At 66.5% G+C, this 20117-nt stretch carries 18 protein-coding genes; 8 read left to right on the top strand and 10 right to left on the bottom strand.

Features of this window, described 5'->3' with window-relative positions; genetic code table 11:
- Positions 1–12: 12 nt before the first annotated feature.
- Together ACWW1C_RS17615 and ACWW1C_RS17610 are read right to left on the bottom strand one after the other, a co-directional pair.
- Complete coding sequence (locus tag ACWW1C_RS17615; RefSeq protein WP_455979579.1) at positions 13–2139, bottom strand: Rv1355c family protein; 2127 nt, start codon at positions 2137–2139, stop codon at positions 13–15.
- A complete protein-coding gene (locus ACWW1C_RS17610; protein ID WP_455979578.1) occupies positions 2139–2855 on the bottom strand; it encodes a hypothetical protein in 717 nt (238 codons plus the stop codon). The genes ACWW1C_RS17615 and ACWW1C_RS17610 overlap by 1 nt, the downstream gene beginning before the upstream one ends.
- 379 nt (positions 2856–3234) lie before the next feature.
- Between ACWW1C_RS17610 and ACWW1C_RS17605 the strand changes: the two genes are divergently transcribed.
- The gene (locus ACWW1C_RS17605; protein ID WP_455979577.1) at positions 3235–3687 is read left to right on the top strand and encodes a MaoC family dehydratase; all 453 of its coding nucleotides are present in this window, start codon (positions 3235–3237) and stop codon (positions 3685–3687) included.
- 12 nt (positions 3688–3699) lie between these two features.
- Here the strand turns inward: ACWW1C_RS17605 and ACWW1C_RS17600 are convergent, their stop codons facing one another.
- Positions 3700–4896 carry an acyl-CoA dehydrogenase family protein gene (locus tag ACWW1C_RS17600; RefSeq protein WP_455979576.1) on the bottom strand — a complete coding sequence of 399 codons (1197 nt, stop codon included), beginning with the start codon at positions 4894–4896 and terminating at the stop codon, positions 3700–3702.
- Positions 4897–5032: 136 nt separating this feature from the next.
- Here ACWW1C_RS17600 and fabG point away from each other — a divergent pair, with 136 nt between their 5' ends.
- The 5 genes from fabG to ACWW1C_RS17575 all read left to right on the top strand — a co-directional run bounded on the left by fabG (position 5033) and on the right by ACWW1C_RS17575 (position 10332).
- On the top strand, positions 5033–5779 hold the full coding sequence (fabG, locus tag ACWW1C_RS17595; protein ID WP_455979575.1) for a 3-oxoacyl-ACP reductase FabG: 747 nt from the start codon (positions 5033–5035) through the stop codon (positions 5777–5779).
- Positions 5780–7000 (top strand): acetyl-CoA C-acetyltransferase, encoded by a 1221-nt coding sequence (locus tag ACWW1C_RS17590; RefSeq protein ID WP_455979574.1) that lies wholly within the window; start codon positions 5780–5782, stop codon positions 6998–7000.
- 30 nt (positions 7001–7030) lie between these two features.
- Positions 7031–8224, top strand: a complete 1194-nt coding sequence (locus tag ACWW1C_RS17585; RefSeq protein ID WP_455979573.1) for an acyl-CoA dehydrogenase family protein — start codon at positions 7031–7033, stop codon at positions 8222–8224.
- On the top strand, positions 8208–8900 hold the full coding sequence (locus ACWW1C_RS17580) for a GntR family transcriptional regulator (RefSeq protein ID WP_455979572.1): 693 nt from the start codon (positions 8208–8210) through the stop codon (positions 8898–8900). The genes ACWW1C_RS17585 and ACWW1C_RS17580 overlap by 17 nt, the downstream gene beginning before the upstream one ends.
- 88 nt (positions 8901–8988) lie before the next feature.
- On the top strand, positions 8989–10332 hold the full coding sequence (locus ACWW1C_RS17575) for an MFS transporter (protein WP_455979571.1): 1344 nt from the start codon (positions 8989–8991) through the stop codon (positions 10330–10332).
- Positions 10333–10357: 25 nt separating this feature from the next.
- On the opposite strand, the gene ACWW1C_RS17570 is transcribed toward ACWW1C_RS17575, so the two are convergent.
- Complete coding sequence (locus ACWW1C_RS17570; RefSeq protein WP_455979570.1) at positions 10358–10801, bottom strand: nitroreductase/quinone reductase family protein; 444 nt, start codon at positions 10799–10801, stop codon at positions 10358–10360.
- 13 nt (positions 10802–10814) lie between these two features.
- A complete protein-coding gene (locus tag ACWW1C_RS17565) occupies positions 10815–11666 on the bottom strand; it encodes an NmrA family NAD(P)-binding protein (protein ID WP_455979569.1) in 852 nt (283 codons plus the stop codon).
- Positions 11667–11758: 92 nt separating this feature from the next.
- On the opposite strand from ACWW1C_RS17565, the gene sigI reads away from it, so the two are divergent.
- Together sigI and ACWW1C_RS17555 are read left to right on the top strand one after the other, a co-directional pair.
- The gene (gene sigI, locus ACWW1C_RS17560) at positions 11759–12607 is read left to right on the top strand and encodes an RNA polymerase sigma factor SigI (RefSeq protein ID WP_455979568.1); all 849 of its coding nucleotides are present in this window, start codon (positions 11759–11761) and stop codon (positions 12605–12607) included.
- 97 nt (positions 12608–12704) lie between these two features.
- On the top strand, positions 12705–13073 hold the full coding sequence (locus ACWW1C_RS17555; protein ID WP_455979567.1) for an STAS/SEC14 domain-containing protein: 369 nt from the start codon (positions 12705–12707) through the stop codon (positions 13071–13073).
- Here the strand turns inward: ACWW1C_RS17555 and ACWW1C_RS17550 are convergent, their stop codons facing one another.
- The 5 genes from ACWW1C_RS17550 to ACWW1C_RS17530 all read right to left on the bottom strand — a co-directional run bounded on the left by ACWW1C_RS17550 (position 13074) and on the right by ACWW1C_RS17530 (position 20107).
- Complete coding sequence (locus ACWW1C_RS17550; RefSeq protein WP_455979566.1) at positions 13074–14756, bottom strand: acyl-CoA synthetase; 1683 nt, start codon at positions 14754–14756, stop codon at positions 13074–13076.
- A 156-nt stretch (positions 14757–14912) separates the two neighbouring features.
- Complete coding sequence (locus ACWW1C_RS17545) at positions 14913–16025, bottom strand: DUF2235 domain-containing protein (protein ID WP_455979565.1); 1113 nt, start codon at positions 16023–16025, stop codon at positions 14913–14915.
- 94 nt (positions 16026–16119) lie between these two features.
- A complete protein-coding gene (locus ACWW1C_RS17540) occupies positions 16120–16257 on the bottom strand; it encodes a CstA-like transporter-associated (seleno)protein (RefSeq protein WP_455979564.1) in 138 nt (45 codons plus the stop codon).
- Entirely contained in the window at positions 16257–18539 is a 2283-nt protein-coding gene (locus tag ACWW1C_RS17535; protein ID WP_455979563.1) for a carbon starvation CstA family protein, read from the bottom strand. Before ACWW1C_RS17535 ends, ACWW1C_RS17540 begins: the two co-directional genes overlap by 1 nt.
- Before the next feature lie 44 nt (positions 18540–18583).
- The gene (locus ACWW1C_RS17530; protein ID WP_455979562.1) at positions 18584–20107 is read right to left on the bottom strand and encodes an ATP-dependent DNA ligase; all 1524 of its coding nucleotides are present in this window, start codon (positions 20105–20107) and stop codon (positions 18584–18586) included.
- Positions 20108–20117 lie beyond the last annotated feature (10 nt).

Raw genomic sequence — 20117 nt, 5'->3', positions numbered from 1 at the left:
GAGACGACCAGCTTAACCCCCGCTGACCTCAAAGGCGGTGCTCCTGCGGCTCGGTACCGAAGCCGGTGGCGCATCCGATATTCGGAGCGTGAGTGCCATCGCCTCGTCCTGTCCTTTGCTGGTCGCCGCGTCGAATGTGCCCTGTAGTCGGCGGAGTTCGTCGGCATACTTCCTGGAGAGTTCGCCGAGCTCGGTTCCGGTGTGGGCGTAGAGAAACGGCGGCGACATCGGCTGCACGGTGAGTCCGCGGGCCTGCGCCGCCATCCACACGGCAACCACGGCGGCACCGCCGCGCGCGAAGTCGCTCAGCGCTGATCCTTGGGTCAACACGGTGACGACCGCACTGCTGGCATTGATGCGGTCACGCGTGTCCTCCCCGAGTACCGTTCCGGCATCCCAGTCGTCGAGCGCCGCAACCACGTCGGTCCGGCGCAGCAGCGGCAGCACGGCCAGATCGCCGGTATCGAGTGCGAGGGAACGGACATCGATGCCGAAGTCCATGTCGTCGCCGGGCCAGCGCAGTTCCGAGATCATCTCGCGGTGCAGTCTGGGGGTGAGATAGCGAATCCGATCGGCGTCGGCGAAGACCGTTGCCGCGCGTGCGATCTCGTCGCGGTCGACCATGGTGTGCAGGCGCGCGCCGTACTGCCGTGCCACCCGCGACAGGGCCTCGACCACCTCCGGCGGCAGCGGGGCGCCCGACCCGCGGTGGCGGTTGGTCTCGCGTTCGAACACCGCGGGGTACCACCGTGCGAGTTCGGGCGCATCCCCCGGCCGCAGGCGCAGGGCGATCTGCAACGGGTGTTCGCCGTCGGGTTCGGTGTAGGTCACCTCGGTCGCAAAACCCTTGGCGGCGGCAGCAACTCGGGCGTTGAACGCCGCGGCCCCGACAGCGACGGCACTGCCTCGGAAGCCGACGTCCATGGCCGACGTCCGGGCGGGATCGATGCGGATCACGATGCGGTCGGGCGACACCGCGATCTGCCATGGTTGGGAATTTCCACCGGACGGCGCACGCATCGCGGCGTCGACGGCGGCGTCGATGACCTGACCGAGCCCGGTGGACACCGCACCGGCCGCGGGTAGGTCGACGTCACCAGGTGGGGCGGTCCCGGTCGGTTCGGCCAATTCGCCGAGCAGACCGCTGATGTCGACCTGGGTGCGTCCCGACGTCAGGGGTTCGCCCAGCCCGATGCGGCGGATGGCCTCCAAAACGGTTGCTGCTCCGACGGTTACATCGCCGACGAGTTGCGGCCACGCCGACAGCGTGCGGCCCACCTCGAGTAGGGACGCGCCCATGCGCGGGGAAACCCGTGCCGGGTCGAAGACTTGCATGAGGTACGGCAGCTTGTCTGCGATCGAGAGGCCCGCCATCGTGTCGGGGTCGATGTCGCCGAGCAGTCCGTGGAAGACGGGCCGGGTGGCATCCAGGTCGAAGCGCTCGACATCGATCAGGCCGCGGTCACTGGTGGCCATCAGCACCGGGATGCCGCGGCTCCGGGCGCCATGACGTAGATGCAGCTTCATCTCCAGCGAGTCGCACTGCTCGACCAGCACGTCGAGCCCGTCGAGGAACGGCGCGAGGGACTGGGCGCTCAACCCGGCGGTCGAATGCCGGACGGGGAGATAGGGATCGAGCTCGGCGATCCGGCGCATGGCGGCGGTCGCCTTGTTGAGGCCGATGTCGAAAACCGTTGCGGGAATGCGGTTGAGATTGGACACTCCCAGCGTGTCGAAATCGGTCAGCCGAAGTTCGCCGCAGAAACCCGCCACGGCGAGCGAATGAGCGATGAGGTGACCCGAACTGAGCCCGACGATGCCGATGCGCAGCCGGCCGAGGCGGTCCTGCTCGGCGCTGGTGGCCAGATGCCGGTTGCGGTCCAGGCGGAGCCGGCGATAGGAGCGTGGCCCGAGCAGCTTCAGCACCGCAGCGCGCCACGGGTAGTAGACCCAGCGGGCGGGCTCGTCGAGCAGGTCCGCTGTGGGTGCCGGCCGGAGTTCGGCGAGGGCGGCGAACTGGTCGGCCCAGGTGTCGATGACGTTCACCGCTGGGTCGCGCAGCAGCTCTTCGAGCGATTCCGCGTCGGCGGCAAGGTGGGGGTCGAGGATGGAGATGCGATGAGCGTCCAGAGCTGCCATCAACCGGCGACCAGCCTGGTTGATATCTCGTCGATCTCGTGCAGCGCCTTCGTAATCTGCTCCGGCTGAGAATGATTGACCATGGTCCGTCGATCCCACCACATCATCTTTGTGCGGTAGCGCTCGTCGGGGTACGGCGTGGCCGGAATGGGCGCCACCACACCGCCGCCGGATCTCCACAACTCCAGGACATGCTGGGCTGCCGTGGCCATCACGAACTGCACGCCCATCACGCTGGTCGCGTGGTAGGCGGTGCGGGCCAGGAGGTTGGTGATGGCGTGCTGGCTCGCGCGATTGTCGGACACCCAGGCGGTTTTCATCTCCATGACGCCGAAGGGCACCCGATCGCTGATCATCTTGCGCACTGTGGCCAGCCCGGGTTGGGCGTCCCACTCCACCACCGCGTGCGAATCATCGGCACAGCTGAGCGGGGCCTTGGCGCGGAGGCCGCCGACCATGTTGTCGCGGCGGTCCAGGACCGCCCAGAACAGCGCGGTGTCCGCGCCGTCGCGGATCGAGATGGCATCCACGACCGCTTCGACGCCGTGCCGGCGATAGCTTTGCTGCGCCGCATCGAGGTAGCGGTGCCAGAGTTCTGGGTCGGTGTCGGGCTGCGACAGCACCACGGTGCATCCGGTGTCGCGGTCGGGCCACGTGACGTTTTCGGCAAAGCGAATATCGACGTTGGATTCGTATTCGACATACTCCACCGACATCGTTGCCCCATTCGTTCCCAGCAGTCACTGCAACGTCAGTTGGCAGTCGGTTGCGATAAACGCATCTCGCGCGGACTGCATTCCTTAATTCAGTATCGGGGTTGTCGGGGTCCGGCATCCAGCTAGTGGTGAAACGTTGTCTGTCGACCTTCGGGGTGCCGAAGAATTGGCCATAACGAGTGTGCTGATGCGACGGACGTTGGCAATCCCAGACGTCTGTATTTTTGCAGGTTAGCGCAGACAGTACGCGAATATGGCGAACTTTGACCAGCTAACTAGGGGAGGCCGGCCCAAAATCTGGGCATTGTGCCGGCCCGGCCGAGGCGTTAGAAGTATTAGCGGCACGGCCCGGAAGGGGCCGAGCCCGAGAGGAGTAAGCGTGAAAGTCTTCGGCAATCTGGACGAGTTCGTCGCAGCAGCAGGTAGCGAGCTTGGGCCGACGGAGTGGATGGAAATCACCCAGGATCGGGTCAATCTGTTCGCAGACGCCACCGACGACCACCAGTGGATTCACGTCGATCCTGAGCGCGCTGCCGCGGGGCCGTTCGGCGGCGCAATTGCACATGGTTTGCTGACGCTTTCACTGCTACCGCATTTCACGCACCAGATGTATCGCGTCGACAACGTCGCTTTGGCCGTCAATTACGGCTATAACAAGGTGCGATTCATCACACCGGTGAAGGTCGGAGCAAATGTCCGCGCCAGTGCCGTCATTTCGAAAATCGATCAGCTCGACGGCGCCGTTCAAGCGACCATGACGATCACGGTCGAAATCGAAGGTTCGCAGAAGCCCGCTGCCGTGGTCGAGTCGATCGTGCGAATCATCGGTTGATTGCTGGAGCGGTCAGCGGCCGGAGGCCGCGCGCTGCGCGGACTTCACCAATCCGCCGCCGATGATCAACCGCTGAATCTCGCTGGTGCCCTCGTACAGCCGGAGCAGGCGCACGTCGCGGTAGATGCGTTCGACGGGGACGTCGCGCATGTATCCGCTGCCGCCGTGCACCTGCACGGCCAGGTCGGCGACCTTGCCGACCATCTCGGTGCAGAACAGCTTCGCGGCCGATGGCGCGATGCGACGGTCGGCGCCGCTGACCCAGGCTTGCGCGGCGTCGCGGACCAGGGCCCGGCCGGCCATCACCCCGGTCTGCATGTCGGCCAGCATCGCCTGCACCAGCTGGAATTCCCCGATCGCGGTGCCGCCCTGGGTGGCGGTCGCGGCGTATGCCACCGATTCGTCGAGGGCGCGTTGTGCCGCGCCCACGGCTACCGCCGCGATGTGCACCCGTCCCCGGGCCAATGACGTCAGCGCGGCGCGGTAGCCGATGTCCTCGTTACCGCCGATGAGGGCGTCGGGACCGACCCGCACGTCGTCGAACGTGACGTCCGAGGTCCAGGCCCCTTCCTGACCCATCTTCGCGTCTTTCGGCCCGACCACGACGCCGGGAGCGTCGGCGGGGACCAGGAACACGGCGATGCCGGGTCCGTCGGAGTCGGCAGGCCGGGTGCGGGCGAACACCACGAACAGATTCGCGGTGGGCGCGTTGGTGATGAATCGTTTGTGGCCGGTGACGATCCAGTCGTCCCCGTCGCGGACCGCCTTGGTGCGCAGGCCCGCGGGGTTGGAGCCGGCGCCGGACTCGGTCAATGCGAAGGACGCAACACATTCGCCAGTGGCGATCGGTTCCAGCCAGCGCTGCTTCTGCGTGTCGGTGCCGAACCCGACGAGCACCTGCCCGGCGATGCCGTTGTTGGTCCCGAACATCGAGCGCACCGCCAGCGTGGTGTAGCCGAGCTCCATCGCCATCTCGACGTCCTGGACGAGATTCAGTCCCAGGCCGCCCCATTCCTGGGGGATGGCGTAGCCGAACAGACCCATGCTCCTGGCCTGATCGCGGATGTCGTCGGGTACCCGGTTGTCGTTCGCGATCTCCAGCTCACGCGGCACCACCGCGGTACGGACGAACTGGCGGGTCGCGTCGAGGATGTCTCGGAAATCCTGATCGCTGACTTCGGTGGCGGGTGAACCAACGGGTTCGGCCATGTCGGGTCTCCTTGTGCAACACGGGGGCGCTTCTGGTTTGATGCAAGAAATATCATATTTTATGTATGACACCGGTTGGTGGGTGCCGCGGCACAGGCCGACAGCCGGGTCAATCGATCAGAAGGAGTGCGCGACCATGGCGCTGCTGGACGGACGTATCGCGGTGATCACCGGCGGTGCCCAGGGAATCGGATACGCGATCGCGGAGCGTTTCATCGCCGAAGGCGCCCGGGTCGTGATCGGCGACCTGAATCTCGACGCGACCGAAGCGGCCGTCGCCAAACTCGGTGGCCCCGAAGTGGCCAAAGCCGTCCGTTGCGACGTGACATCTGCGGCCGACGTGCAGGCACTGATCGATGCCGCCGTCGAGTTCGGAGGCCGGGGCACCATCGATGTCATGGTGAACAACGCCGGCATCACCCGCGATGCCACCATGCGCAAGATGACCGAGGAGCAGTTCGACCAGGTCATCGATGTCCATCTGAAAGGTTGTTGGAACGGCACCCGGCTGGCCGCGGGCGTCATGCGCGAGGCCAACAGCGGCGCCATCATCAACATTTCCTCGATCTCGGGCAAGGTAGGGCTGATCGGCCAGACCAACTACTCGGCGGCCAAAGCCGGCATCGTCGGACTGACGAAGGCGGCCGCCAAAGAGGTCGCCCACCTCGGGGTCCGGATCAACGCCGTGCAGCCCGGCCTGATCCGCTCCGCGATGACCGAGGCCATGCCGCAACGGATCTGGGACCAGAAGCTGGCGGAGATCCCGATGGGACGGGCCGCCGAACCCAGCGAAGTGGCATCGGTGGTCGCGTTCCTGGCTTCGGACATGTCGTCGTACATGACCGGCTGCGTCCTGGAAATCACTGGGGGACGGCACATCTAGATGACCGTCACCAGTCCTGTCATCTGCGCGCCGGTCCGTACCCCCATCGGCCGCTACGGCGGCATGTTCAAGTCGCTGACCGCGGTCGAACTCGGCGTCGCGGCGCTGCAGGGCCTGTTGCAGCGCACCGGGATTCCGGTCGAGGCGGTGCAGGACGTCGTTCTCGGGCATTGCTACCCGTCGAGTGAGGCCCCGGCGATCGGCCGCGTGGTGGCGCTCGACGCCGGGCTGCCGGTCACGGTCCCGGGCATGCAGGTCGACCGGCGCTGCGGCTCGGGGCTGCAGGCCGTCATCCAGGCCTGCATGCAGGTGGCCAGTGGCGCAAACGATCTCGTCGTCGCCGGTGGTGCGGAGTCGATGAGCAACGTCGCGTTCCACTCCACCGATATGCGATGGGGTGGCTCGCGCGGCGGCATCACGGTGCATGACGGGCTGGCGCGCGGGCGGACCACCGCCGGTGGCAAGAACTACCCGGTGCCGGGCGGCATGCTCGAGACCGCGGAGAATCTGCGCCGCCGGTACGCGATCTCCCGTGCGGAGCAGGACGCGCTGGCGGTCCGGTCGCACCAGAAAGCCGTTGCGGCGCAACGCAGCGGGGTGCTGGCCGATGAAATCGTCCCGGTGCAAGTGTCGTCCCGCACCGGCGACCAATTGATCGACACCGACGAGCACCCTCGTGCCGATACCACCGTCGAGGCACTGGGCAACCTCAAACCCGTTCTGGGCAAGAGTGATCCGGACGCCACCGTGACGGCCGGAAACTCCAGCGGGCAGAACGACGCGGCGTCCATGTGCATCGTGACCACCGCGGCGCGCGCGGCCGAACTCGGGCTGCAGCCACTCGTGCGGCTGGTGTCGTGGGGCGTGGCCGGGGTTCCGCCGAACGTCATGGGGATCGGCCCGGTGCCGGCCACCGAGGTCGCACTGGCCAGAGCCGGGCTGGCTCTTGCTGATATCGATCTGATCGAACTCAACGAGGCCTTCGCCGCCCAGGCGCTGGCGTGCACGCGGGAATGGAAGTTCACCGATGCCGACTGGGAGCGCACGAACGTACGCGGTTCGGGTATCTCGCTCGGTCATCCCGTCGGCGCGACCGGCGGCCGGATGCTCGCGACCCTGGCACGCGAACTGCACCTGCGAGATGGCCGCTATGGACTGGAAACCATGTGCATCGGAGGCGGCCAGGGGCTGGCCGCCGTATTCGAACGGATCGAGTCATGACGGACAGCGAGAAGCGAAGCGGGATCACACATGACTAAGTTGGCCCAGACCGCCGGTCTCACCGAGCTGCAGCGCGAAATCGTCACCACCGTGCGGCAATTCGTCGACCGCGAGATCATTCCCGCGGCCCAGGAGCTCGAGCACTCGGACTCCTACCCGCAAGCCATCGTCGACCAGATGAAAGACATGGGTCTGTTCGGCCTGATGATCCCGCAGGAGTACGGCGGGCTCGGGGAGTCGCTGCTGACGTACGCGCTGTGTGTCGAGGAACTGGCGCGCGGGTGGATGAGTATCTCGGGCGTCATCAACACGCATTTCATCGTCGCCTACATGATCCGTCAGCACGGCACCGATGACCAGAAGCAGCGCTATCTGCCCCGCATGGCGACCGGCGAGGTGCGTGGCGCCTTCTCGATGTCCGAACCCGAACTCGGGTCGGACGTCGCCGCGATCCGGACCCGGGGCACCCGGGACGCGGACGGCGGCTACACCATCACCGGCCAGAAGATGTGGCTGACAAACGGTGGTAGCTCGACTCTGGTTGCCGCACTGGTGAAAACGGACGAGGGAGCCGACAAACCGCACCGCAACCTGACCGCGTTCCTCGTCGAGAAGCCCACCGGCTTCGGTGAGGTCAAACCCGGCCTCATCATCCCGGGCAAGATCGACAAGTTGGGCTACAAGGGCATCGACACCACCGAGCTCATCTTCGACGGCTACCGTGCCGGCGCCGACGACGTCCTCGGCGGCAAGCCCGGGGAGGGCTTCTTCCAGATGATGGACGGTATCGAGGTCGGGCGCGTCAACGTGTCGGCGCGGGCCTGCGGTGTCGGCATCCGGGCCTTCGAGCTGGCGGTGCGGTACGCCCAGCAGCGGCAGACATTCGGCAAGCCGATCGCCGACCACCAGGCCATCGCCTTCCAACTCGCCGAGATGGCCACCAAAGTCGAAGCGGCACATCTGATGATGGTCAATGCGGCCCGGCTGAAGGACTCGGGTGAGCGCAACGATGTCGCGGCCGGTATGGCCAAATACCTCGCCAGTGAATTCTGTTCGGAGGTCACCCAGCAGAGCTTCCGGATCCACGGCGGCTACGGATATTCGAAGGAATACGAGATCGAACGCCTGATGCGGGACGCACCGTTCCTGCTGATCGGTGAGGGCACCAGCGAAATCCAGAAGACCATCATCAGCAAGAGCGTGCTCAATGAATACCGCATCTGAACCCGAATTCGCCGCGCCCGCACAGCTTTCGCACGATGTGGCCCGGTACGTCCGCCGCCGCATCTTCAGCGGTGGCTTCCCGGCAGGGGAGTACCTGCGACTGGACCAGCTGGCCACCGAACTGGGCGTCAGTGTCACCCCGGTCCGGGAGGCGCTGCTGAACCTGCGGGCCGAAGGGCTGTTGGTGCAGCACCCGCGGCGAGGGTTCATGGTGCTGGAGGTGACCGCCCGCGACGTGTCCGACGTGGCCATGGTGCAGGCGTTCGTCGGCGGTGAACTGGCGGCCCGGGCCGCGGAGAACATCACGGCCGAGCAGGTCGCCGAGCTCACTCGCATCCAGGACGCGCTGGAGCAGGCGTACCAGCACACCGATGTCGACCGCATGGTGCAGCTCAACCACGAGTTCCACCGGCTGATCAACGTCGTCGCCGACTCACCCAAGCTGACCCAATTCATGTCGGGCATAACCCGTTACGCGCCTGAAGCCGTGTTCCCGACACTGGAGGGCTGGCCGGATCTGTCGATCCGGGACCACCGCCGGGTGATCGCCGCGCTGCAGGCCGGCGACGGCGATGCGGCCCGGACGGCGATGGCCGAGCACTTCGAGGTCGGCGTCCAGCCGCTGACCGAACACCTCTCCGACCGCGGTGTGATCCGCGAGGGCCAAACCCGCTGAGCCGGTGTCGCCCGAGGGTACGGTCTGTGTGAATCCGTGAATCAGGAACCCCACGACCGATTCGTTGCCCACCGTTGGAGAGCGCAGCATGACCGCATTGACCGAGGACACGCCGACGCCGTCGGGCCGGGCGGCGACCCGCCGCGCGATCTGGAACACCATCCGGGGGTCGTCCGGCAACCTCGTCGAGTGGTACGACGTCTACGTCTACACCGTCTTCGCCACCTACTTCGAAAGCCAGTTCTTCGACAAGGCCGACCAGAATTCGACGATCTACGTATATGCGATCTTCGCGGTCACGTTCATCACCCGGCCGATCGGGTCGTGGTTCTTCGGCCGCTTCGCCGACCGCCGGGGCCGCCGCGCCGCACTGATGGTCAGTGTTTCGCTGATGGCCGCCTGCTCGATGGTGATCGCACTGGTTCCGTCGCGGGCCAGCATCGGTATCGCGGCGCCGATCATCCTGATCATCTGCCGGCTGGTGCAAGGGTTCGCCACCGGCGGCGAGTACGGCACGTCGGCGACCTACATGTCGGAGGCGGCGACGCGGGATCGCCGCGGGTTCTTCTCCTCGTTCCAGTACGTGACGCTGGTCGGTGGCCACGTGCTCGCCCAATTCACGCTGCTCATCATCCTCACGGTGTTCAGCACCGCGCAGGTGGGCGAATTCGGTTGGCGCATCGCCTTTGCGGTCGGCGGTGTCGCGGCAGTGGTGGTGTTCTGGCTGCGACGCAGCATGGATGAATCGCTCTCCAAGGAAACCCTCGAGGCGGTCAAGGAAGGTAAGGAGCCGCATGCCGGGTCCATGCGTGAACTGTTCACGCGCTACTGGAAGCCCCTGCTGCTGTGCTTCCTGATCACCCTCGGCGGCACCGTCGCGTTCTACACGTACAGCGTCAATGCACCCGCGATGGTCAAGGCGACCTACAAGAACCAACCCATGACCGCCACCTGGCTCAACCTGATCGGGCTGATCTTCCTGATGCTGATCCAGCCCCTCGGCGGAATGATCAGCGACCGGGTGGGCCGCAAACCCCTGCTGTTGTGGTTCGGATTCGGCGGCGTGGTCTACACGTACATCCTCATCACCTATCTGCCCCGGACGCACTCGCCCGTCATGTCGTTTCTGTTGGTGGCCGTCGCGTACGTCATTCTTACCGGATACACCTCGATCAATGCGCTGGTGAAGTCCGAACTGTTCCCCGCTCACGTGCGGGCGCTCGGCGTCGGCGTCGGCTACGCGCTGGCCAACTCGATTTTCGGCGGTACCGCGCCTTTGATCTACCAGGCCCTCAAGGCGCGCAACGAGGTGCCGCTGTTCATCGGCTACGTCACCGTCTGCATCGCAGTGTCTCTGGCGGTGTACCTGTTCGTCTTGAAGAACAAGTCCGACACCTACCTCGACCACGAGCAGGGCAGCGCCTACCGCTGAGGGCACGCGGGTTGTGTTCTCCGGATCAGCCCAGCGGGTCGAACCGGAAGACCGCGAGTCTGCCTGCCAGCGACTCGAATTCGTCGGGCGTGCCCTCGGTGACCATGCCGGAACTCTTGGCGAATTTCACGCCGACCGGCACCTGCACCGGGAACTCCCGCAGCACCGGGCGTGCTTCGTCGACCGTCAACTCCGTGATCTTCACGGGCCGGGACCTGCGGCCCCGCGTCAAGGTGCCGGTACCGGCGGCACGGGCATTGAGTGCCCAGTGCGCGCCCGGATAGCCGGCCACCGCATACATCGCGCCGTGGACGACGAACGGCGTCATCGGGGTGCTCCGGGGCGTCCCGGTCTTGCGGCCGGGCACGGTCAACACCATCGCGGGGCCCACCGGGATGCCGAGTTTGCCTACGGCGACAACGACTTTGTTCATCGGCTTGAGGTAGCGCGGCGGTCGGGGATCAGTCATGTCGATGCTCCTCTCAGAGTTGGGGTTGCAGAGTTCGGGCGAACACGGCGCGGTGGCTGCCCACCCAGTCGGCGAAAGTCTGCGCGGTGCGGCCGAGGATGCGGTGGACCTCGTCGCTGACCGGTGCCGGGGTGCCGACTGTTTCGGCCAGCAGGGCGGTGTAAGCGGTGCCGAATTCGGGGGGAAAGCCGATCGCGACGAACCGCTCGCGGACCTTTTCGACCGGGATTTCCTGGTAGCGCAGATCACGACCCAGCACCTGACCGACGATGGCCAGCAGTTCGGCGTTGGTGAGCGATTGCGGACCCGTCAGCGGAATCTTGCGACCGACCAGGTCGTCGGTGAGCAGGCCGTGTGCGGCGACAGCGGCGATATCCGCCTCGACGATCGGCGCGCTGGACGCGGCTGCGTAAGGGCCGGCCACGACGTCACCGGCTTGCAGCTGCCCGGCCCACATGCCGATGAAGTTGGTGGCGAACAACGCCGGCCGCAGGCTGACCCATGGCAGTCCGGAGTCGACGGCGAGCTGCTCGACTTCCTTGTTGCGGTCGCCCCGGAACCGCGAAGGCTGGCGGGAGAAGTCGTCGTCGGCGTTGATGGCCGACAGCGCCACCAGCTTGGTGACGCCGGCGTCTTTCGCGGCCTCGACCGTCCACGCGAGGTCGGGTCCGAGGGCGCGGGAATTGAGGAACACCGCGCCGGCTCCGGGCAGACCGTCGCGTACGGACGGCACGGTCTCGACGCCGGGTGGGAAGTGCGCGGATGGATTGCGGGTGACGGCACGGACTTTCACGCCTGCGGCGTGCAACTGGGCTACGAGGGGGCGGCCGACGTTGCCGGTGGCCCCGGTGATGAGAATGGTCATGAAACAAGGACGGCGCGCCGTCGGGAAAAGTTACATCGCGGGATGATGGGGCAGTGCGGTAACTTTTGACCACCCTGGATCGTCATCAACTCATGGCAGAAATCAACGAGGCCTGGCACAGCCACCACCCGTATCTGGTCAATCTCGCCTACCAGATGCTCGGTGACGTCGGCGACGCCGAAGATGTTGCGCAGGAAGCTTTTCTGCGGCTTTCTCGCACGGGGCCGGGTGAAATCGAGGATGTCCGTGCCTGGCTTACCACCGTCGCCGGCCGGCTGTGTCTCGACCTGGCGCGGTCGGCGCGGGCGCGGCGGGAACAACCGACCGGGCACGATGAGTTGCCGCCGCGGACGTCGAGCGAGCCCGACCCGGCAGACCGGGTCACTCTGGACGACGAAGTGTCGGGTGCCCTCCTGCGGATGCTGCGGCAATTGAGTCCCGGCGAGCGGGTGGCATTCATCCTGCACGACGTCTTCGGCGTCCCGTTCGAGTCGATCGCCGAGACGGTCGGCAGGCCGGTCGGCACCTGCCGGCAACTGGCGCGCCGGGCCCGGGCCAAGGTGGCGAACCCCGACCTGAAATCCGATGACATCGTCGCTGCCGAACATCAACTCGTCACCGAGAAATTCATCACGGCCTGCGCCGGCGGCGACGTGCAGGCACTGGCCGCGGTACTGGATCCGACGGTCTGGGGTGTGGGCACGGTGCTCACCGATCCGCCGATACCGCCGATCGTCAACCACGGCCCCCAGCTCGTCGCCGAGAACTTGATGCTGTACCTCGGTCCGGGAACCACCGTGGTCGCCGGCCCGCTCGGACAACCCGTACTGCTGGCATTCGCCAACCGGCAGCTTTTCGCAGTGGTGGTCCTGACCATTCGCGACGGACTCGTCGCCAAGATCGAGGCAACCGCCGATCCATTGGCGCGGTTCGGGGCCTGAGTTCTCCTCGTGAGCAGACGTAAAACTGTCATTTTCCGGGTGAAAACGACAGTTTTACGTCTGCTCGCGAGGTAGGTCGACGACGTAGGCTGGCGACATGATCGAAGTGCTGTCAGACATGCCTCAGGGCGTGACCGGCATTCGGGTTTCGGGTCGGGTGAGCGGTGACGACATCCGAGAATTCGAGCCCACCATGGACGATCTTGTCGTCGGCGGCGAGATCAGGATCGTCGAGGTCATCGCCTCCGACTACGAAGGTTTCGGGCCCGGGGGACTGGCCGAGGATCTGAAGGTCGGGTTCGGTGCACTGTTCAAGCACCACTCGGCCTTCAAGCGCATCGCGGTGGTGTCCGACAAAGCCTGGGTGGCGCACACGTTGCACGCCGTCGCCTGGATGATTCCGGGCGAACTCCAGGTCTTCGGGCTCGACGAACTCGACCGCGCCAAGCAGTGGGCTGGGAGCTAGTCAGTCCTGGAGCGCCTGCTCCTTGGCCCAGCGGTAGTCGGCCTTGCCGGCGGGGCTGCGGACGATGACCGGCCGGAACACGATGGCCTTGGGCAGCTTGTAGCGGGCGATGGATTCCGCTGCGTGGTTGATGAGCTCCGCGGCATCGACGGCAGCGCCGTCGGCGAGCGCCACCACCGCGACGACCTCGTTGCCCCAGCGCTCGCTCGGGCGTCCGGCGACGACGACGTCGACCACGGACGGGTGCGACGCGATGGCGGACTCGACCTCTTCGGCGAAGATCTTCTCGCCGCCGGAGTTGATGGTCACCGAGTCGCGGCCGAGCAGTTCGACCGTGCCACCCTCCAGCAGTCGGGCCCGGTCGCCCGGTACCGCGTAGCGGATGCCGTCGATCACCGGGAACGTCTTGGCCGTCTTGGCCGCGTCGCCCTTGTAGCCGAGCGGTACGTAACCCTCCTGGGCCAGCCAGCCGTTGCCCTCATGGCCCGGGGCCAGGAGCGCGGAGAAGTCCTCCGAGACGATCCGGGTGGCCGGACCGGCGGTGAACGTGCCGCTGGAGACGTTGGCCTTCGTCGACACATGCGACATCTGGGCGCCGGTCTCCGACGAACCCACACCGTCGATGACCATGGCGTTCGGCAGTGCCGCGACCAGCCGGCCCTTCACGGCCGGGGTGAACAGCGCGCCGCCGTTGGCGACGACGACCAGCGAGGTCGGGTCGTGGCTGCCGTCGGACATGGCTTCTTCGATGGCGGTGACGAGCGGCCGGGCCATGGCGTCACCGACGACCGTCGCGACGGCGATCTTCTCGCGGGCGATGGTCTCGACGATCTCCTTGGCGTTGAAGGCCTCGACGTCTTCGGCGAACACGATGGTCTGGCCGTTGTTGATGCCGGTCATCACGGCCCACTGTGCGGCGCCGTGCATGAGCGGCGGCAGGATCATCATCCGCATCTCGCCGGCGGCCGAGGCCCGGTCGACGATCTCCTGCGCCGACTGGGCAGGCTCGCCCGTCATCGCGTTCCGGCCGCCGAACGAGGCCATGAAGATGTCATGCTGACGCCACAGGACGCCCTTGGGCATGCCGGTGGTGCCGCCGGTGTAGAGCACGTAGAGGTCTTCGGGCGACGGCGCCACCGGCGGCGGCGGGACATCGGCCGTCACGATGGTCTCGTAATCGACGGCGCCGGGCAGCAGCCCGTTGCCCGAGCTGTCGGCGATCTGGATCAGCACCTTGAGGTTCGGCAGGTCGGGCAGCACCTCGGCCAGCGTCGGTGCGAACGCGGCGTGGTAGATCAGCGCCGAGGCGCCGGCGTCGTTCAGCAGGTACTGCAGCTCCGCCTTGACGTAGCGGTAGTTGACGTTGAACGGCGCCACCCGTGCCCGGAACGCGCCGAGCAGGGATTCGACGAACTCGGGGCCGTTGTAGGCGTAGATGCCGACCAGGTCCTGCCCGACTTCGTGGCCCGCCAGCTGATCGCGCTCGGTGTGCACGCCCAGACCCTGCGCGTGCAGGTAGGCGGCCAGCCGATTGGCGCGGGCGACGACCTCGGCGTAGGTGAGGCGGCGATCGCCCTGAATGACGAGGGTCCGGTCCGGGATGGCTGCAGCGACGGCGTCGGTGACGTCGGAAACCGTGAACAGCACATTTCTCCTAAGGCTGGTGGGGCAACAGCTGGACATCTGTCCATACACTCATTTAGTACCACGGAGTGAGGATCGTCTCTTTTGGTACCACCCGGTGAGGTGCCGGAAGCCGCATGCGTCCACTGTGCGGAAGGTTGGTCAGGCGGTCAGGCACTCGTGGAGATGGGTGACGGTAGTGATCCCCGACATCGTTCAGTCCCCGCCGACATCCATGGTCGGGAACCCGCCCTCGGGCGGCTTCGCCAGCGGCTTCGGGCGGTACTCGGGGTCCTTCCTTTCTCGGGTGATCGCCGTGGCGGACACGTATTCGTGCTCGGGATCCTTCTCGCCGATATGTCGGACGTAGCGCCCCAGCAGCCGGTACATGAGCGTCATGGAATTGTGCTTCTCGCCCAGCGGATTGGGCTGAATGCTGGTGTACGCGTCGACAATTGGCACGGTGTCGGCGGAAGTTGGGGGGACCGGCGGGTGCACGGCGAAGGCCCCGGGCTTGAAATGCAGGCCGCACCTGCGGGCCTTCTCGGTCATCCAGCTGAGCGTGATGTCGCTGAGTTCGTGGGTGAAATAGCCGCCGCCAACGTCGCAGTGGACACCGGAGAACCAGACCTGTTCGAGCTTCTGGGCCGGCGCATCCTTCGGCTGGGTCCAGAGGGTGGGCTGGAAGGGGCGACGCTGTTCGTCGATGGCCAGGGCCTGGTAGGCGAAACTGACCGTGGAGCTCAGGTCGGTGTCGTGAAACTGCCAGCGCTTGTTGATCAGGTTGATCAGCGGATTGCCCACCAATGGAATGCCCAGTGAGCCAACGGTATCCCAGACGCCGATGAAGTAGACCGACGCTTCATGCGAATACGCCTGGCGAAACAGCGTCGACTCGATGCCCCGCGGCTTGGTGGCGCTGTGGTGGCTGCGGTAGAGCGCGTAGGCCTCGTCGATCCGGTCGGCGTGCTCACGGCGCAGGATGCCGCAGTTGCGAATGAATCCCGCCGCACTACGTGCGGTGAAGGCGCCGCGGCTGAAACCGAACAGGAAAAGTTGATCCCCCGGCTCGTACATGGCGACGACGTACCGGTACGCCGACATCACGTCGCGCGACAATCCGACACCGAAAGCGCCGCCGGTGAACTTTTCGGACCGGATCGTGCCGACCCCGCTGCGGTAGTACGTCACTTGCTTTTTGCCGTCGCCCGCGCGGTCTGCCACGGCGAGGGCGAGCTTGCAGACGTTCGTCGGGCTGGCTTGGCCGTGTCGCAGTTCGTCGGGCGTATTCCAGGTGCCGTCACAACACACCACGATGCGTTTCCCCATCAGCATTCCCTCCCGTGTGCCGGACGGACGCCCTGCCAGAGATTCTGCGCGTGCGGTATGCGGTTTGTCTCGAGTTACGCGGGCGGTTCGAAAGTCAGCAGCAGCGGCCTTGCGGGTTGACGTCGGCGGCGCGGTGCCGGGCTTTCCAATAGTCGCGCTCGCTCAGCGGCGGTTCCCCGGCGTGCGTGCGACGGTGATGTTCCAGGTACCGCGCGTAGTGGTTGTCGCCCATCAGTGATGACCAGTACCAACTGAACTGGCGCGCGAGCTCGGTAGCTCGTCCCATTGCTTCTGCACCTCCTTCTCCCGGTCGGTGGCGATCAGTCCGCGCGGGGCGAATCGCCGTGACGGCACCGGCTCGTCATCGGTCAGTGGCCGGCCGCCGCCGCGGATGGCCTGCAGGGCGACGACGATGCCGACCAGGACGACGATCACCACCAGCACGGCGAACACGATGGACAGCGTGCCCTGGATGAACGTGTTCCGGATGACGGCGTCGATCTGGTCGGGGTTCTTGGCAGAGCCAAACGTTGTCCTGCCGGCGGCCTTGGCTGCCAGGTACTGCGAATGCTGTTGCCAGTAACCGATTTTCGGGTCGTGGGAAAAGATCTTCTGCCACGACGCGGTGAGGGTGACCAGGGCGTCCCAGAACAGTGGCAGCCCTGGAATCCAGGCCCATTTCAGCAGGCCTTTCTTGATCACCACAACGGTGACGACCGTCAGTGCGATGGCCGCGAGTAGCTGGTTGGCGATGCCGAACAACGGGAACAGCGTGTTGATGCCGCCGAGGGGGTCGGTGACGCCCATCAGCAGGATGCTGCCCCAACCCGCGACGACGATCAGGCTGCAGGCCCACGCGCCGATGCGCCAGCTCGGATCGCGCAGCTTGCGCAGCGGCCCACCGAGATTGCCGAGAGCGTCGGACAACATGAAGCGCGCGACGCGGGTGCCGGCGTCGACGGTGGTGAGGATGAACAGCGCCTCGAACATGATCGCGAAGTGGTACCAGAAGGCCTTCATGTTCGAGCCGCCGAACACCTGGTGCAGCACTTCGGACATCCCCAGCGCCAGTGTCGGGGCGCCGCCGGTACGGGAGACGATCGAGTGCTCACCGACATCCGTGGCTGCGGCGGTGATCTCGGCCGGGGTGATCGGCGCGCCGGCCAGGCCCAGCCCGTTGGCGTAGGTGGCCGCGGTCGCGGCGCTGGGACCCGTAGCGGCGCCGGGGGAGTTGATCACGAAATAGAGGTGCTGGTTGAGGATCGCCGCGGTGATCAGCGCCATGATCGCGACGAACGACTCGGTCAGCATGCCGCCGTAGCCGATGAGCCGTGTCTGCCCTTCCTTTTCCAGCAGCTTCGGCGTGGTGCCGGACGAGATCAGCGAATGGAAGCCCGACAGCGCGCCGCACGCGATGGTGATGAACAGGAACGGGAACAGCGCACCGGCGAACACCGGACCGTCGGACCGCGTGGCGAACTGGGACACCGCGGGAGCGGCCATGACGGGGCCGGCGATCAGGATGCCGACAGCCAGCAGCGCGATGGTGCCGACCTTCATGAACGTCGACAGATAGTCGCGGGGCGCGAGTAGGAGCCACACTGGCAACACCGACGCGGCCAGGCCGTACACGATGATGCACCATGACAGCGTCACCTTGGACAGCGTGAACCAGTCTGCACCCCAGGATGTTTCGGCGACCCAGCCGCCGGAAACCACAGCCAACAGCAGCAGTGCGACACCGATCAGTGACACCTCGGAAACCCGGCCGGGCCGTAGGAACCGCAGGTACAGGCCCATGAAGATGGCGATCGGAATGGTCATCGCGATGGAGAACACGCCCCACGGGCTTTCGGCGAGCGCGTTGACCACGACGAGCGCCAGCACCGCCAGCAGGATCACCATGATCACCAGTACCGCCACGATGGCGGCGACGCCGCCGATGGGCCCGAGCTCGTCACGCGCCATCTGGCCGAGGGACCGGCCACGGCGCCGCGTCGAGATGACCAGCACCAGGTAGTCCTGCACACACCCGGCGACGACTGCACCGACGATGATCCAGATGGTGCCCGGCAGGTAGCCCATCTGCATGGCGAGTACCGGTCCGACCAGCGGGCCGGCGCCGGCGATGGCGGCGAAGTGATGGCCGAACAGGACGCGGCGGTCGGTCGGCATGTAGTCGGTGTCGTTCTCGAGGAGCTCGGCCGGGGTCGCGTGATCGTCGCGGGGTTTGACGATCTTCATCTCGATCAGCCGCGCGTAGAACCGGTATCCGATGACATAGGTACAGATCGCGGCGATGACGAACCACACCGCGTTGACCGCCTCGCCACGGGCGAAAGCGATGACGGCCCACGCCACTGCGGCGAGCACCGCGATGACGCCGAAGATCGCCCGATGCCGGGCGGTGATGGGCGAGCGGTCGATGATCGCGACCGGGGGCAGGTCCGGGTCGGTATGCACGTAGGTGACGTCACCGACGGACTCGTCGGGGTGCGCGGTGGCTGGTGACATGCCCCACATCCTGTCATCGGTGGTTCCGGATCGCGGGGTAACCCTCAGCGTTCGTACAGCGACCGGACGGTGTCGATGGTGTCGGCCTCGTCGGGACGCTTGTCGTCGCGGTAGCGCAGTACCCGGGCGAACCGCAGGGCCATCTTGCCGGGGTAACGGCTCGAGCCCTGTACGCCGTCGAACGCGATCTCGACGACCTGCTCGGGCCGCAGCCGTACCACATAACCGTCCAGCGGCCCGTCAGCGAGCTCGGTGAACCGTGCGGTCTGCCAGTCCAGCATCGCGTCGGTCATCCCTTTGAAGGTCTTGCCCAACATGACGTAACCGCCGGTGGCCGGATCACGCGCGCCCAGATGGATGTTCGAGAGCTTGCCCGTGCGCCGCCCTGAGCCCCACTCGACCGCGAGCACCACCAGGTCCAGGGTGTGCACCGGCTTGACCTTCAGCCAGCCGGCGCCACGCCGGCCCGCCTCGTACGGCGACGCCGGGTGCTTGGCCATCACGCCTTCGTGGCCGGCGGCCAACGTCTCGTCGAGGAACTGCTGGGCGACAACCGAATCCGAGGTGACGCAGCGTCGTACCCGGAGGGGCTCGGGGACCACCTCGTCGAGTGCCCGGCGGCGGAGGTCGGCCGGCTGATCCAGCAGATCGGTGCCGTCGCGATGCAGGATATCGAAGAAGAACACCGAAAGCGGTTGTGCCCCATCGTCGGAGCGCTTGCCGATCCGTGACGATGTGACCTGGAACCGGTGCGGACGGCCGTCGGGGCGCATCGCCAGGGCCTCGGCATCGGCGATCAGGTTCGTCACCGGCAGTGCCAGCACCGCGCTCACCACGTCGGGCACGCGGGCCGTGATGTCGTCCAGGCTGCGGGTGTAGACGGACACCTCGGTGCCGGCCCGGTGAATCTGTAGCCGGACCCCGTCGAGCTTCGTCTCGAATATCGCAGCGCCACCGAGCTTTTCGAGGGCGTCGCCGACACCGGTCGCCGTCTGGGCCAGCATCGGACCCACCGGGCGGCCGACGGTGAGCGTGAAGCGCCGCAGGCCGTCGGCGCCGTCGGACATCGCCGCGGCCGCGACGGTGGCCAGGTCACCACTGAGCATCGCGGCGCGGCGTACGTCGGCGGCCGGGATGCCGGCCGCCTTCGCCACGGCGTCGGCCATCACTCCGGCCAACGCGCCCTGGCGCAGTCCGCCGCTGAGCAACCCACGAAGGAAAGCCTGCTCGATCGTGGTGGCCGCGCCGAACAGGGCGTGGAGCAGCTCGGTGCGCGCGGCGCCCGAACCCCGGCCCGCGACCGCCTTGATGGCCGTCAGCGCCGCGTCGACCTCGGTGACGGTCAGCGTCGGATCGTCAGCTGGTGACGGTAGCGAGCGCAGGGCTGCCCAGCCGACCCCGATCTGTCGCTGCGGCAGCTCACCGGACAGCCAGTCGACGACGATGGCGGCAGTGGCCGGATCGTCGGCCGCGGCGCCGAGCAGAGCGGCGATCCGGCTGATCTTCGCCAACCGCCCAGACACCGCGCCGACTTCGGCTGAAGTAGCGGCGACGTCGGCGAGGAGCACGAGCCCAGCT

This window comes from Mycobacterium sp. HM-7 (genome assembly GCF_053852335.1).
This window is presented reverse-complemented; position numbering and strand designations above follow the sequence as displayed.

Coding starts and splice junctions, on each gene's coding strand:
- ACWW1C_RS17615 (WP_455979579.1), bottom strand. CDS start 2,139: ATGGCAGCTCTGGACGCTCATCGCATCTCCATCCTCGACCCCCACCTT.
- ACWW1C_RS17610 (WP_455979578.1), bottom strand. CDS start 2,855: ATGTCGGTGGAGTATGTCGAATACGAATCCAACGTCGATATTCGCTTT.
- ACWW1C_RS17600 (WP_455979576.1), bottom strand. CDS start 4,896: ATGGCCGAACCCGTTGGTTCACCCGCCACCGAAGTCAGCGATCAGGAT.
- fabG (WP_455979575.1), top strand. CDS start 5,033: ATGGCGCTGCTGGACGGACGTATCGCGGTGATCACCGGCGGTGCCCAG.
- ACWW1C_RS17590 (WP_455979574.1), top strand. CDS start 5,780: ATGACCGTCACCAGTCCTGTCATCTGCGCGCCGGTCCGTACCCCCATC.
- ACWW1C_RS17585 (WP_455979573.1), top strand. CDS start 7,031: ATGACTAAGTTGGCCCAGACCGCCGGTCTCACCGAGCTGCAGCGCGAA.
- ACWW1C_RS17580 (WP_455979572.1), top strand. CDS start 8,208: ATGAATACCGCATCTGAACCCGAATTCGCCGCGCCCGCACAGCTTTCG.
- ACWW1C_RS17575 (WP_455979571.1), top strand. CDS start 8,989: ATGACCGCATTGACCGAGGACACGCCGACGCCGTCGGGCCGGGCGGCG.
- ACWW1C_RS17570 (WP_455979570.1), bottom strand. CDS start 10,801: ATGACTGATCCCCGACCGCCGCGCTACCTCAAGCCGATGAACAAAGTC.
- ACWW1C_RS17565 (WP_455979569.1), bottom strand. CDS start 11,666: ATGACCATTCTCATCACCGGGGCCACCGGCAACGTCGGCCGCCCCCTC.
- sigI (WP_455979568.1), top strand. CDS start 11,759: ATGGCAGAAATCAACGAGGCCTGGCACAGCCACCACCCGTATCTGGTC.
- ACWW1C_RS17555 (WP_455979567.1), top strand. CDS start 12,705: ATGATCGAAGTGCTGTCAGACATGCCTCAGGGCGTGACCGGCATTCGG.
- ACWW1C_RS17550 (WP_455979566.1), bottom strand. CDS start 14,756: ATGTCCAGCTGTTGCCCCACCAGCCTTAGGAGAAATGTGCTGTTCACG.
- ACWW1C_RS17545 (WP_455979565.1), bottom strand. CDS start 16,025: ATGGGGAAACGCATCGTGGTGTGTTGTGACGGCACCTGGAATACGCCC.
- ACWW1C_RS17540 (WP_455979564.1), bottom strand. CDS start 16,257: ATGGGCGACAACCACTACGCGCGGTACCTGGAACATCACCGTCGCACG.
- ACWW1C_RS17535 (WP_455979563.1), bottom strand. CDS start 18,539: ATGTCACCAGCCACCGCGCACCCCGACGAGTCCGTCGGTGACGTCACC.